Source organism: Bacillus sp. JJ1533, assembly GCF_036965045.1.
Classification (GTDB): Bacteria; Bacillota; Bacilli; order Bacillales; family Bacillaceae_L; genus Ferdinandcohnia.
Window position 1 is genome coordinate 53460 of record NZ_JBALOV010000053.1, and the last position, 14178, is coordinate 67637.

Consider the following 14178-nt stretch of genomic DNA (forward strand, 5'->3'; position numbering starts at 1 on the left):
TTCCCTCATTTCTTCCGGGTCCTGTCAAAATCAACTCTATTCCAATTCAATCTCCCTCAGATCAACATTAAATTCCACAAAACATCGAAACAAAAGTTTAAAACGCACAGTTCCCCTCTACACTGTGCGTTTTCTAATGAGATTCATTTATATTCCGACTACAAAAAATATGCGGTACCATGAATTGTCACTTTACATTACGAGCACATTCATTCTTTTATAAAGCCGTACTTGCTTTTTCCACAACCGATTTCTTCTCATCTATTTCTGGATGTGCTTTTCGCATGACGCTTGGTCTTGCGAGAATGAGAGTAACGCCAATTAATGCAACAGCCGATGTAATAAGAATGTATTGACCTGGCAGGACATCATACAAATAGCCGAAAATAATCATACCAAGAGGCATTAAGGCAACTGCCATTGATTCCAATATGGAAAACACGCGACCTTTGAAGTCATCATCAATCATTTTTTGCATCATCACTTGAATTGGTGTATTGACAACAATGATCATGCTACCGAAAGTAAACATTAATACAAAATAGTAAGCAAACACTGACCAGTAAGATAATGAAATCATTAATGGGATCGCCATCGCTCCCATGATAACGCCTAACCCAATAATTCCGCGCTTAGACACAAGGAATGGAAACTTCACTTCTTTTCGAATCGAGAAGTAAATCGAGAATACCAGCATTCCTACTGCAAAAGCACCTTGTGTAAATCCAAAATGTTGGGAAGCTAGCTTTAATTTTTCAATTAAGATAAATGAGTATCCGACCTCAAATGCACCAAATAAGAAGTTGATGATTAAGGAAATCCAAATCATGATCATCAGAACCTGTTTCGTTTTCAGATAACGGATTCCAGCTTTCATGCTTTGCCACATGGTTTCTTTTTGATCCTGTTCATCTTTAGCCTTCCGTTTTGAGAACAAATTGAAGTTCATTGTTGATTCAAGGATAACGGCAAGCACGGAAGCCACAATATACATTTCCAAGAATACTTCCATAGATACAGTCCCATATAAAAGTCCACCTACTGCTGGACTACCGATTGCTGCAAATGACATTGAAATTTGATTAAGAGACATTGCACGTTGGATACGGTCCTCATCAACTAAGCCTGTAACCGATGAAGTAAAAGTTACTCCTGTGAAGGAAGTTGCAATTGATAATACAACCGTTGTCGTGTAAATCGCAAACAAGGAGAGACCATAGGTCATACTGACAAGAAGCAACCCAATGATTGCTAACGTCGTTACAAGCTGTGAAATAATGACGATTTTTTTCCGAGAAAATTTGTCAGCTGCATACCCAGCAAGCGGAGCAACAAGTGCCCTTGGCAATAGATTACAAATCAGATTTGTCGCAAAGCTTGTTGCAGAACCTGTTAATTGAAGTATATAAAAACTAATGGCAAATGCGTATACTTGTGCGCCGAATGAGGAAATGATTTTACTGATTGTAAAGGTAAATAAATGATACGTAGCTCGTTTAAGCTTTTGTTCTTCATTCATGAAAATTCCTCCAATAACGGAAAAGTTTAATTTGATTAAACAAATCATATCATCATTATACTTTCTTTTCAACAAAAAGTTTAATATAATTAAACAAAAAAACAGAAAAGCGGCAGGTGCTAGGCTTTAGGCGACAAGCATAAGACAAGCGCTGACAGAAGGTGCAATTTACCTTCCGAAGCGATTGGCTTATGACCTAGAGCCGATGGCGCCTGGAGCTGGACAATACTAAAAAATAGGGAGAGTGCCTATGTCTCATGCTTGGTGAGCGCATCCGTAAATTACGCAAACAAAAGAAATTAACACTAGAAGAGCTTGCAGGAACAAAACTAACAAAGGGCATGCTCAGCCTTATTGAAAACAATAAAGCAAATCCATCAATGGAGAGCTTAACCTATATTGCGGAACGACTTGAGATCGAGTTATCGCAGCTTTTGAATGAGGTTAATTTTGATGAATTACAAGATATATTGGATCAAGCAGAAAAAATATTCGTACTTGAACATGAAAAAAACCTTGATAAATACCAAAAGCTTATAACACTAATTGAACCGTTTGTTTCACAATTAAACCAGGGATATGTAGCCGCAAGATTATTGGAGCTATACGGATATAGTCTTTATTGGGAAAAGCAGGGGGATTGGAAACAACCACTTGAGCAAGCAGCACACCTATATGACCAAATGAATGTCACGACCAAAAGGACCAGTATCGCTGTCTTTCGGGGGCTTGTTTACTTCTTGGACTATAAATATGAAGAAGCACTAACTACAATACTCCATGAACGAAAGGAAATAGAAAACAAACACGTTTTTATCGACCCTGTTTCAAGATTGGACCTAGATTATCAAGAGGCCATTCTTTATTTTGCTGTAGGTGATATTGAATCGGCCAAGCGTGTCATGGAAGATGCAATTTCCTTTTCACAAAAAAATAAAATATTTTATTTAATTGATGATTTATACAGACTTGCCGCAGCCTACTCCATGATGGCCAATGACCTAGAATTACATGAATATTATTTAACCAAATTAAAGCAGTATGCTGAATTTTCAGACGATAAAATGTCCAAGATTTCATCGCAGCTTTTTTACATTGAATCACTTAATTCCGTTAAGCATGATTACAGTGAAGCCCTTAAAATCGTGGATCAATTTTTAGCGAGTCCGGAATTTCAGCAACAACAATTGAAGGAGTGGTTTTATCTAGAAAAAGGAAAGGCATTACGAGGACTTGGTCGATATCAAGAAGCCATTGACTATTTTAATCAAGTTGAGGTTCCCGATTATCATCGTCATCCATTCGACCTATCGCAATTTTATTTAAAAGAAACGCATAAGGCGCAATGTCTTGTCGAACTAGGAAACCTCAATGAGGCACTAAAAGCAGCGAAAAAAGCAGTTGACCTATTTGATGCTCTGCCTGATTCTCCTTATAAAAAATTAAGTGAAGAAACGTATCATAAAATTATGGCTTTAAACGGTGAAACTCATGATTGATGCTCATATTCATCTTGAGCAATATGAAGCTAAAAAGCTTCCAGCCCAAATCGAAAATTGGCAAGAAGCTGGGGTTAAGGGAGTCATTGCCGTTTCCAATGATCTTCCCTCCTCCTACCGGACGCTTGAACTACAAGGGAAATTTCCGAACTTTGTCCATGCTGCTGTTGGATTTCATCCTGAACAACCACTACCATTGGAACAGGATTTTGTTGAATGGGAGCGATTAGTACAGATTGAAAGGAAAAAGATTGTAGCAATTGGTGAAATTGGTCTACCTCATTACAATCTTGAAAAGCTTCCAGTTTCCCTAGAGCACTATAGTGATTTATTAACCCGTTGCCTTGAGGTTGCTGCTTTGCACCAGCTACCTGTTGCACTCCACGCTGTTCATGATAAGGCAGAAATGGTATTTGACCATTTGCAGGACAAACAAATAACTGAAGCCCATTTTCATTGGCTAAAGGCACCTGAAGATGTGATAAACAAAATTGTTAAAGCTGGCTATTTTATTTCTGTTACACCTGAAGTTTGCTACCGTTCCCGTGATCAAATGCTAGCGAAACAAGTTCCGCTTTCCCAACTTTTAATCGAAACCGATGGGCCATGGCCATATGAGGGAGAGTTTAAAAACCAATCAACCTCACCCTTATTTTTACGCAGTATAGTGAGTCAACTTGCTACTTTATTTAGCCAAGATATTCAAGAGTTGAAAGAACAACTCATGTTAAATTCAATTCATTGTTACAGGAAATAAAAAGTACTTTAACATGAACCAGATTTTTTGATATCATACCTAAAGAAACAGCATTAAATGAAACAGGTGAAGAAATTGGATTATCAAGTGTTACTTTATTACAAATACATCGAAATCGATGACCCACAGGCTTTTAGAGATACGCATTTTGAAGTTTGTACAGAGCTTGGATTAAAAGGTCGAATCCTTGTCGCAACAGAAGGAATCAACGGTACGGTTTCAGGTACTGTTGAGCAAACAGAAAAATACATGGAATATATGTTAAATGACTCTCGTTTTTCTGACATGGTATTTAAAATTGAAAAAAGCGAAGGCCATGCTTTTAAGAAACTAAAAGTAAAGGTCAAACCAGAGATTGTGAATTTAAATCTTGAAGAAGACTTAAATCCTAATGAAATCACTGGAAAGCATCTTCCTCCAAAGGAATTTCTTGAAACGATGCAAAATGAGGATGTCATCATCCTTGATGCACGTAATACGTACGAATACGATCTTGGTCATTTTAGAGGAGCAATTCGCCCTGATATTGAAACTTTCCGTGAACTGCCAAAATGGGTAGAGGAAAATTTAAGTGAGCACAAGGATAAGAAAATTTTAACTTATTGTACAGGCGGCATTCGTTGTGAAAAATTTTCTGGTTTCCTTGTGAAAGAAGGATTCAAGGATGTTTCTCAGCTTGAAGGCGGCATCATCACTTACGGTTATGACCCCGAGGCAAAGGGTGCGCTTTGGGACGGAAAATGTTATGTGTTTGACGAACGTATTTCTGTACCTGTTAATCGAACCGGTGAGGAAACAGTGGTTGGGAAATGTTTTCACTGTGGAAAGCCGGAGGAACGCTATGTGAAATGCGGAAACCCCGAGTGCAACAAACATCTTCTCCTATGTGAAGACTGTGAGCATGAGCATTACAGATCCTGCAGCCAAGAATGCAAGGACCACCCTCACAATCGTTATGTAAAAGAAAATCAATTGGTGTAACTTGATAACTGCTCAGCGAATACTGAGCAGTTTTTTTGTTCCTTACTTTCCGATCTCCTCTGAGGTAAAAAACACTTTCCCTTGTTCTTTTTCTTGTGCTGCTTTGTACATCGCTTTTGCAACGGTTTTTCCTTCAACTGCCCGATATTTTCGGAGGGGACCTACGAATAGAAACTTCAAGCCCTTGAACAATACAGCTGCTAATTCTTCTCCTAGGCGATATTCGTCCCTATTTCCAAGAAGAAGAGAAGGGCGAAAGATAGAAAGAGTGTCGAAGGCTAGTTTCTGAACATTTTCCTCAAGTTCCCCTTTTATCCTTGGGTAAAATATTTTAGATTGTTTGTCAGCATTCATGGCACTGACCACTAAATAATGTGTTGCACCCATCTCCTTCGCAATTCTCCCTATCTCAACTGGATAATCGACATCAATTTTATACATCGCTTCTTGTGTCTTCGCCTTTTTAATCGTTGTTCCTAAACATACAAACACATCATCAACCGCAAAATACTGTTTATATTCGTCAAGGCGGTCAAAATCAACGACTACCTCTGTTAATTTTGGATCTTTTATCTCAAGGGGTCTGCGAACGATGGCATATACTTTTTTATAATTAGAAGAATCTAGTAACAGCTGTAAAAGTTGATTTCCTATTAACCCTGTCGCCCCTGCGATTAATGCTGTTTTCCGTTCCACTTTGCCTACTTCCTTTCATTATAAAAACGGATCTATTTCATCTTAAATATAACGTATTTAAATCATTTATACTTAGTATTATTTACAGACATACAACAATGGGTATAAAGCACCATATATATTCAACATTTCCTTCCAAAAATTTCATTTATAGTAAGCAAAGTTCTTGAATCTGTATTATAATAGAAGTACCTATTGTCGAACTATTTAATATATTGTAAAACTTTATTACTACTTTTGGTCGAAGGTGAGCTATGGAAATTACCAAACACTTATTATTTAATCTTTCATTATTAATCATTCTTTCTTTTATCGGATTAATATGGTTTGAACGAAAACGAAACCTAACCCTTTCAAAACGGGAAGCCTATTTAGGATTAGTTGGATTAATTTTGGTTTGCTTTCTATTTTCCTATAAGCCTACCCCTGTTTTCTATTTTGACCTTCGGCTTTTACCTGTTTTAATCGGAGGTCTATATCTTGGACTTGGTCCGATCTTATGCTTAACGGTCATTATAATTAGAGGAATCTATGGAATCAACTTTGGATTTTATGCAACAATTCTCCTTTACTTACCATTAGCTCTCATCTTATGGAAGCTTTACCCATGGTTCTGGAAACAGCATTCAATGAAACGTGTATGCATATCAGTCATTATGACCTTAATCTTATCGTTCTTTACAGCGACAGCTCTTTTATTTTCGAAGCCAACCATCAATACGGTTGATGCTTGGTTCGCCTATTTAGTTATTCCAGCAATTGGTTTGGGCATTATGTCCTATTTAACCGAGTTTTTCCGGAATAATCTTCAAATGCGACAAACAATTATAAAATCAGAAAAACTTCATGCAGTCGAGCAATTAGGTGCTGCGATCTCCCATGAAATTCGAAATCCTTTAACAGCAGCAATGGGTTTTGTACAGCTGTTAATGTCAAATACCCTCCCCCGCCATAAACAAAAGGAGTACCTATCTATCATTAAGGAAGAATTAGGGTCTGCTGAACGGGTTATTCAGGATTATTTGACTTTTTCAAAACCAGCATTTGAAACAGTGGAATTGATTCAAATAAAACGCGAATTGCAACAGGTTATCTCGATCATACGGCCAACCGCGAATCAGAACTCCGTGGAAATCATTACAGATTTTGCTTTAATTGGTTCAATCAAAGGTGACCGCCAGAAGTTTCACCAGTGCTTCATTAATGTCATGAAAAATGCAATCGAAGCTATGCCAGGTGGCGGACAATTATATATTGAAACGGGTTATGACCGTTCAGATGTGAGCATTATCATAAGAGATACAGGTATGGGCATGACGAGGGAACAGATTGACCGACTTGGTGAACCCTATTACTCCACAAAAGGACCAAAAGGAACGGGTCTAGGGATGATGGTCGTCTACAGTATTGTAAAAGCGATGAATGGCACGATTCGTGTTTCAAGTACAGTTGGAGAAGGAACCGAATTCTTTTTCCAATTTCCTTCCGTCCTTTCCGTAGATGACCCCCACGAGTAAATCGTGGGGTTATTTTTATTTGCAGCATCATAACCTTTTCTTATCTCATTTCATAATCTTTTTATCATTTTCTTATGTAAAATTTTACTATAAAATGAAAGGTATAAAGTGTACTGGGGGTTACAAGATGGATATAAAAAAGGAAGTGAAAAAGCAATTTGGTCGGAGCGCTGCATCTTACGTAACAAGTGAAGGACATCGTAAAGGTGGGGATTTACAAACATTGGTTGCAATGGCAGATGCCCAAGGAACGGAACTGGCACTTGATATTGCTACTGGTGGTGGACATACTGCGAATGCCTTCGCGCCCTTTGTTAAAAAGGTGATTGCTTTTGATTTAACACCCGAAATGTTAGCTGCCGCTCAAACGTTTATCAAAGGAAATGGCCATGATAATGTTGAATTTGTTGAAGGCGATGCTGAAAAACTACCATTCTCAGATGAGACATTCGATATCGTATCATGCCGGATCGCACCTCACCATTTTCCTAACATTACAAGCTTCGTAAGCGAAGTATCACGGGTAATAAAATCAGGTGGACAGTTTTTATTGGATGATAATGTTGCTCCCGAAAATGATGAATTCGATGCGTTTTATAATACGGTAGAAAAAAAGCGAGACAACAGTCATTTCCGTGCTTGGAAAAAATCAGAGTGGCTCCAAATGTTAGAAAAGGAAAGCTTTGAAATCCAAGAACTCTATCGCTTTGAAAAGACCTTTGAATTCGAGAGCTGGTGCAACCGCATGCATGTGTCAGATCAAGAAAAGGCAGAACTAAATGCCTACATGTTACACGCTCCAAACAACATCAAACAGAAGTTTCGAATTCAAATTACGAATCATACCATCATATCCTTTCAAGGAGAAGCAGTTGTGCTAAAGGCGACAAAATTATAAAAAAGTGGGGCATCCCCCACTTTTTTATAAATCATAACAATGATTCAGAGGTCCACTGCCCTTTCCAAGGTCCAGTCCCGCTTCTAATGCTCCTGTAATATAACGTTTTGCCTCTTGTATACTTGATTTTATATCTAAGCCAGCAGCTAAGTTACAAGCAATGGCTGAGGATAGTGTACAACCTGTGCCATGGGAATTTGGGTTATCGATACGACTTCCCGGGAACCATGTAAATTCCCCATTGCTATATAAGAGATCGTCTGCTGTATCCTCAAGATGACCCCCTTTAACTAAAATCGCACCCTTATACATTTCGGATAATTTTTGAGCCGCCACTTGCATGTCTTCCTTCGTCCGAATCTCCATTCCACAAAGGGCTTCAGCCTCATGAATATTCGGTGTAATAATGGTCGCAAGAGGGATTAATCTCGTAATGAGGGCATCCATTGCTGATTCACTCAATAGTCTGCTACCGCTTGTTGATATCATGACCGGGTCTACCACAATATTTCGAGGTTGATATTCCTCTATTTTCTCCACGATTTTGTTAATAATTTCAGGTGAGGACACCATCCCTATTTTTACACTATCCGGAAAAATATCAGTCATTATGCAATCAAGCTGTTGGCCAACAAATTCAGGAGTGGAATCAAGCACGCCATATACCCCTGTGGTATTTTGAGCGGTCAGAGCCGTAATGGCACTCATCGCATACATTTTATGAGCAGTGATTGTTTTGATATCCGCTTGAATTCCCGCACCCCCACTACAGTCAGAGCCTGCAATCGTTAGGACCTTTTTCATGTTAATTTCCCCTCCTTACCATCTCAGTTGAAAGTTCTCGCAATTCTTTAGTGGCTGTAGTGATATCGGACTGTGCAAAGATTGCAGACACAACAGCGACTCCATCTACCCCACTTCCAGCCAAGTCTAAAACATTCTCTTTGTTAATTCCTCCAATGGCAACGATTGGAATCGAAACGCTTCTGCAAATTTCTCGGACAGTTTCAAATGCCATCGGCTCCGCATCCAGCTTTGTGTTTGTCGGAAAGACAGACCCTATCCCGAGATAATCCGCACCTGCTTTTTCAGCAGCAATGGCTTGTTCCACAGTTTGAGCCGATACCCCAAGAATTTTATCCGTTCCAATTAACTCACGGACTTTTTCAACAGGCATATCCCCTTGGCCAACATGCACACCATCTGCATCACATGCTAGTGCAATCTCGACATTGTCATTAATCACAAATGGAACATGATAAAAAGCAGTTAGCATTTTAAGTTCGATTGCTTCCTGTAAAAACTCATCATAATCGAGTTTTTTTTCTCTTAGTTGCAGAAAAGTAATGCCACCTTGTAGCGCTGCTTCTACTTGCTCGATTAAAGTCTGATTGCCTGTCCAGGCACGGTCTGTTACTGCGTATAATAGCATTTCATTTTTATCGACTTTCAATGTTCATCCCACCTTGGAGTAGTGTATAATCTAATTTGCTTATCGTATCAATCAAATAGGTTCGAAATGATGAGGTGCCCCCATTTAGTTCTTCAACTTTTTGATGTGCCAGTTCTCCGCAATACCCCATCGCGCTCACCGCAGCGGCCGTGCTCTTTAAAATTTCCTGAGGATTTGCACCACAATAAGCAGCCACTACCGCTGAAAGCATGCATCCCGTTCCTGTAATTTTAGACATCATTGGATGACCATTTCTGATGACAAAAGCATCTTCCTGGTTTGCAACAATATCAATAGCACCTGTGATTGCAATAACCGCATCTGTTTGTTTGCTTACCCTTTTCGCAAATTGAACCATTTCATTTATATTTCCTTCATTCATGACATCCTCATCGGCTGCATCCACACCTTTTGTATGGCCACTACCAGCATGAACGGTTTTTATCTCTGATAAATTCCCTCGGATTACAGCAAACTTTACTTCGTTTAAAAGGCGATAGACCGTATCCGTTCTTAGGCTCGATGCCCCTGCCCCAACCGGGTCTAAAACAACAGGATGACCCAATTGATTTGCAGCTTTTCCTGCTAATATCATCGATTCAATCGTTCGTTCATTCAATGTTCCAATATTAATGACCAGCGCGTTACAAATACTTGTAATATCCGCCACTTCCTTTGGATCGTCAGCCATAATCGGTGAACCTCCACAAGCAAGCACAATATTTGCAACATCATTTACCGTCACATAGTTTGTAATATTATGTACAAGCGGTGTTTTTTCTCTTACATTTTTGATGATTTGCTCAAACATTGTTTCTCCTCCTAAATAAAAATGCGGTATACCTGAAAAAGATATACCGCATGAATACACATACTTACTATATTCCCTACGTTGGCATTATCCAAATCAGGTTAAGGGTCAAAGCTACGTTTCGCTTACTCTCAGCCCACATGTGTGAGCTCCCCTATTTATATTTAATTGTTTTTATTATACCATACGAAAAAAATCTGTCATTAAAATGGTTTATTGCTTTCGTCACAACAATAGTGTACGTTACATAGTATAAAACAAATACTGTATGTCATATAGTAATAAAAAATGAGGTGGGTGAATGAGTAACTTATTAAACTCATTAATGACTGAACTTAGAAGAGGAACATTGACACTGGCGGTTTTAAGTCAATTACGAACCCCGCAATATGGGTATTCCCTTGTTCAATTATTAGAGGGTTCGGGAATTTCGATTGACCAAAGTACCTTATATCCCTTGCTTCGCAGACTTGAAAAACAGGAATTGGTCACAAGCAGTTGGGATACGTCTGAAAGCAGACCCCGAAAATACTATGTTTTAAGTGAATACGGGCTCGAGATTTTTTTACAGTTAAAAAAGGAGTGGATTCAAAGTTCAAAAGAGCTATATAGCTTGCTAGAGGGAGAGGAAGATTATGAATCTGATTGATATCTATATTCAGGAGGTAACAAGAAGACTTCCTGAAAAAATGCGTGACGATATCGCACTTGAACTAAGGTCGACCATCGAGGATATGTTGCCAGATGATTACAATGAAGCAGATGTAAAAACTGCACTCGAGAAATTAGGGAGCCCTGTAAAATTGGCTAACAATTATCGAGAGCGACCAATGTACCTTATTGGTCCACGTTATTTTGACGTGTATGTAAACTTGTTAAAAATGATTGTGCCGATTGCCGCGGTTGTTGCATTCATCACGATGTTTGCAGAATATTTTATCGGGTACCAAAGTGGAGAATCGATTATTAATGTCGTTTTGGATATCATAGGCACTGGGATTTGGAGAATCATTGACGTTTCAATTCAAACATTCTTTTGGTTCACCATAGTATTTGCTGTTATCGAAAGAGTAGATAAAGGAAAAGATGACCAACCTCTAACAACTAGTCTTCAAAAATGGACTCCAGATGATTTGAAAAATATCACCTATATTCCTAAGAAAAAAGCAATTTCAAAATTTGAAGTATTTGGTGCCTTATTTTGGACGGCAATCTGGGCAACTCTTTATTTTTATGCCAATCAGCTTCTAGGTATCTACGAAGGCGGAAATAACGGTCTAGAATTTGTAACCCCAGCCTTAAATCAAGAGGTTTTGCTTACGTTTTGGCCGATCGTTGTAATTGTAATCGGATTGGAAATAGCATTAGCCCTTTATAAACTAATCAAAGGACATTGGACGAAAAGAATGGCTATCTTCAATACAATCTTTCAAGTATTTTCAACTATAATCCTTATCATCATCTTTTTAGATCCTAATATCTTAAACCAAGATTTTATCTCCTATATGACTGATTTATTTAATATCAGTGATAATCAGTTTAAAATATGGGTCATTGCCACTGTACTTGCTTCATTTATTGTTTCTGCAGCTATCTCTATATTTGATGGGATTCGCAAAGCCAATATACGATAATTTAGCTACAAGAAAACACGGGGATAGTTCCCATTATCTTCGCATTTTACCAAACTACCCTTCGCTCTACTTGATTAGTTGTCCTAATCTTTTTTCAGGATGCATATAGATGAGTAGTAGATATGGAAAAAGGAGTTTGGTGAGTTTGAATAAATTTTTAGCTGCGATTGGTATACTTTTTATCATATTCGTGACAGGCATAATTGAAGCGGATGATGTCTTTGAGTACAAAAATGCCATATCGGTCTCTGGCATGTCTTCTAACGAAGAAGTCACGGCAAATCCAGATGAGAAAATGATCGAAGGACTAGTTCCTGAATTGGAAATGCAGTTCGTTGACACGGAAATGGTGAATGGAAATAAAGTTGACATCTACCGCGAGTATGAGGTTTACCGCAATGAAGCAAATGAAGTGGTTAAAAAAGTGCCGACTGACAACTATGAGTATTTGGAGTATTGGAGATAGGAGTTTAGTATTGGCTAAACTCCTTTATTATTAACAACTCTCAACAAATCTAGTAAAGATACGCTTTGCAATTTCATCCCCTTGAACTGCCAAGCATTCCGGATGCCACTGAACCCCTAACACAAAAGAATGTCCCGTACTTTCAATTGCCTCAATAACTCCATCTGAAGCTACCCCAGATACATCAAGTGGGTATGGCACATGGCGAACAGCTTGATGGTGATAGGTATTCACCTTAAACTCTGCTGTCCCAGCCACTGATGCTAGTAAACTGCCTTCCTTCGCCTTTACATAATGGGCAAGATGATACCTTGTTGCTTTTTGAGAATGCTGAAGCAGTTGGGTCTCATGCTGTGAATAAATATCCTGATACATATCTCCTCCAAGCGCGATATTTAAGATTTGAATGCCTCGACAAATCGCAAGAATCGGCTTATCTGCTGCAAGCATCTCTTTAATTATCACCGGTTCCAATTCATCCCTTCCAGGTGAAATGGTCCCAAGCTTTGGATGGGGTTCTTCCCCAAATAGTGTAGGGTCTATATCCCCTCCCCCGGTTAAAAGGAGTCCATCTATTTTACTTACAAGCTGTGATACATCTTCGTCAATCCCGATTGGCAATATTACTGGAATGCCACCGGCTTGAATAACCGCTTGAACATAATCATTCGACAGAGTATGTTTAGAATCCAACTCAACATGTGAGGTAACACCAATAATCGGTTTATTCATGTGGATTCCTCCTCATTTTAATCATATTTCATCCATATAATCGGCCAATGAATAGAGAGTGTTACCATTGCGACCTATAGTCGTTTTTGCAGTAACCAACGATTGTAAAATGGCTTCCTCTGTCGCATCAGCCGTTGCTAAGAATACTTGATCAAGGTCATCTTCATGTACGGCTTTAAATGTTTGTAATGTGTTATGGTTGTCATGACTAATTTTGTTAGCAGTTGAAAAGCCAATGAAAACATCCCCACTTCCATTCCCAATAAATGATCCTGTTCTGCTAAGGCCCACTGAAGCACGCTTGATAATTCGTTTTAATTGGCGTGAGGTCACAGGTAAATCGGTTGCGATTATAATCATAATAGAGCCTTTGTCACCATCCGATGTTGTAACAGGAAGCTTGGTTTTAATCATTGGACCTACATGTTTGCCATTCAGGCGGAACTGATCTAGGTCACCAAAGTTCGAGAGCACCAATACCCCAAGAGTGTAAGTACCATGCGGGTATGTAAGGATCCTCGATGACGAGCCAATTCCCCCTTTTAATCCAAAACATTTCATGCCCATGCCGGCTCCGATACTTCCCTCCTCATAATGAGTTGTTGCTGTTTCCAGCGCTTCACGGACATGATTTGCTGTGATGGACTGGTTTCGAATATTATTTAAAAACATATCATTGCATTCACCAACGACAGGATTTACAGTTCCAGTAGTGTCGCCAATTTCTTTATTTTGCGCTAAGCTATAGCCGATAAGATGATCTGCAACCACCCCCGCACTCAATGTATTTGTCAGAAGAATCGGCGTTTCAATCGTGCCAAGCTCATCGATTTGTAGAGTCCCCATCGTCTTCCCGAACCCATTCATAGCATATGAGGCAGCAACGACTTTATTGTTAAAAATATTTTGTTCATGCGGGATAATCGCTGTCACCCCAGTTTGGATTTCACCCTTTGATATTGTGGAGTGACCAACTTTCACCCCTTTGACGTCCGTGATTTTGTTGAGTGAACCTGTTGGTAAAGTACCAATTTGGATACCGTAATCTCGTAATCTTTTTTGCATATTCAAATACCCTTTCCCGATTATTGTTTGTTATCAGTATAGGCTAGATGGGCAGGGATGAGTACAGGGTTAAAAGAGATTGTTTGCTTATTTGAAGTTGGGGTATTATGTTTTGGGGGGGGATGGGTTTGGGGACTTGCGTGGTTGTAT

Annotated in this window: 15 protein-coding genes and 1 riboswitch; of the genes, 8 read left to right on the forward strand and 7 right to left on the reverse strand. The window is 39.0% G+C overall.

The window, feature by feature from the left end; translation table 11 throughout:
• Positions 1 to 217: 217 nt before the first annotated feature.
• Positions 218 to 1519, reverse strand: a complete 1302-nt coding sequence (locus tag V7138_RS23760; protein ID WP_335402341.1) for an MFS transporter — start codon at positions 1517 to 1519, stop codon at positions 218 to 220.
• A 257-nt stretch (positions 1520 to 1776) separates the two neighbouring features.
• Here V7138_RS23760 and V7138_RS23765 point away from each other — a divergent pair, with 257 nt between their 5' ends.
• The 3 genes from V7138_RS23765 to trhO are packed head-to-tail and all read left to right on the forward strand — an operon-like array spanning position 1777 to position 4756.
• On the forward strand, positions 1777 to 3018 hold the full coding sequence (locus V7138_RS23765) for a helix-turn-helix domain-containing protein (RefSeq protein WP_335402342.1): 1242 nt from the start codon (positions 1777 to 1779) through the stop codon (positions 3016 to 3018).
• Positions 3011 to 3775, forward strand: a complete 765-nt coding sequence (locus tag V7138_RS23770) for a TatD family hydrolase (RefSeq protein WP_335402343.1) — start codon at positions 3011 to 3013, stop codon at positions 3773 to 3775. The genes V7138_RS23765 and V7138_RS23770 overlap by 8 nt, the downstream gene beginning before the upstream one ends.
• Positions 3776 to 3832: 57 nt before the next feature.
• Positions 3833 to 4756: an oxygen-dependent tRNA uridine(34) hydroxylase TrhO gene (gene trhO / locus V7138_RS23775; RefSeq protein ID WP_335402345.1), complete on the forward strand. Its 924-nt coding sequence runs from the start codon at positions 3833 to 3835 to the stop codon at positions 4754 to 4756.
• Positions 4757 to 4798: 42 nt separating this feature from the next.
• Here the strand turns inward: trhO and V7138_RS23780 are convergent, their stop codons facing one another.
• Positions 4799 to 5452 carry an oxidoreductase gene (locus V7138_RS23780; protein ID WP_335402346.1) on the reverse strand — a complete coding sequence of 218 codons (654 nt, stop codon included), beginning with the start codon at positions 5450 to 5452 and terminating at the stop codon, positions 4799 to 4801.
• Positions 5453 to 5706: 254 nt separating this feature from the next.
• On the opposite strand from V7138_RS23780, the gene V7138_RS23785 reads away from it, so the two are divergent.
• Positions 5707 to 6969: a HAMP domain-containing sensor histidine kinase gene (locus V7138_RS23785; protein WP_335402348.1), complete on the forward strand. Its 1263-nt coding sequence runs from the start codon at positions 5707 to 5709 to the stop codon at positions 6967 to 6969.
• Between the two features lie 127 nt (positions 6970 to 7096).
• Complete coding sequence (locus tag V7138_RS23790) at positions 7097 to 7867, forward strand: class I SAM-dependent methyltransferase (RefSeq protein ID WP_335402350.1); 771 nt, start codon at positions 7097 to 7099, stop codon at positions 7865 to 7867.
• Positions 7868 to 7891: 24 nt separating this feature from the next.
• Here V7138_RS23790 and thiD read toward each other — a convergent pair whose 3' ends face one another.
• From thiD to thiM, 3 genes are read right to left on the reverse strand one after another with little or no spacing between them, the layout of a single operon-like run.
• Complete coding sequence (gene thiD, locus V7138_RS23795) at positions 7892 to 8671, reverse strand: bifunctional hydroxymethylpyrimidine kinase/phosphomethylpyrimidine kinase (RefSeq protein WP_335402351.1); 780 nt, start codon at positions 8669 to 8671, stop codon at positions 7892 to 7894.
• Between the two features lies 1 nt (position 8672).
• The gene (thiE, locus tag V7138_RS23800) at positions 8673 to 9320 is read right to left on the reverse strand and encodes a thiamine phosphate synthase (RefSeq protein ID WP_335402352.1); all 648 of its coding nucleotides are present in this window, start codon (positions 9318 to 9320) and stop codon (positions 8673 to 8675) included.
• Entirely contained in the window at positions 9307 to 10131 is an 825-nt protein-coding gene (gene thiM, locus V7138_RS23805; RefSeq protein ID WP_335402353.1) for a hydroxyethylthiazole kinase, read from the reverse strand. Before thiM ends, thiE begins: the two co-directional genes overlap by 14 nt.
• Before the next feature lie 56 nt (positions 10132 to 10187).
• A riboswitch (TPP riboswitch) is annotated at positions 10188 to 10297 on the reverse strand.
• A gap of 135 nt (positions 10298 to 10432) precedes the next feature.
• Here thiM and V7138_RS23810 point away from each other — a divergent pair.
• The 3 genes from V7138_RS23810 (at position 10433) to V7138_RS23820 (ending at position 12231) form a co-directional block, all read left to right on the forward strand.
• Positions 10433 to 10780, forward strand: a complete 348-nt coding sequence (locus V7138_RS23810; RefSeq protein WP_335402354.1) for a PadR family transcriptional regulator — start codon at positions 10433 to 10435, stop codon at positions 10778 to 10780.
• Positions 10767 to 11765 carry an HAAS signaling domain-containing protein gene (locus V7138_RS23815; RefSeq protein WP_335402355.1) on the forward strand — a complete coding sequence of 333 codons (999 nt, stop codon included), beginning with the start codon at positions 10767 to 10769 and terminating at the stop codon, positions 11763 to 11765. Before V7138_RS23810 ends, V7138_RS23815 begins: the two co-directional genes overlap by 14 nt.
• Positions 11766 to 11910: 145 nt before the next feature.
• The gene (locus tag V7138_RS23820; protein ID WP_335402356.1) at positions 11911 to 12231 is read left to right on the forward strand and encodes a hypothetical protein; all 321 of its coding nucleotides are present in this window, start codon (positions 11911 to 11913) and stop codon (positions 12229 to 12231) included.
• 30 nt (positions 12232 to 12261) lie between these two features.
• Here the strand turns inward: V7138_RS23820 and V7138_RS23825 are convergent, their stop codons facing one another.
• Both V7138_RS23825 and V7138_RS23830 read right to left on the reverse strand, forming a co-directional pair.
• Entirely contained in the window at positions 12262 to 12963 is a 702-nt protein-coding gene (locus V7138_RS23825; protein ID WP_335402357.1) for a gamma-glutamyl-gamma-aminobutyrate hydrolase family protein, read from the reverse strand.
• A gap of 21 nt (positions 12964 to 12984) precedes the next feature.
• The gene (locus V7138_RS23830; RefSeq protein ID WP_335402359.1) at positions 12985 to 14028 is read right to left on the reverse strand and encodes a DmpA family aminopeptidase; all 1044 of its coding nucleotides are present in this window, start codon (positions 14026 to 14028) and stop codon (positions 12985 to 12987) included.
• Positions 14029 to 14178: the final 150 nt, after the last annotated feature.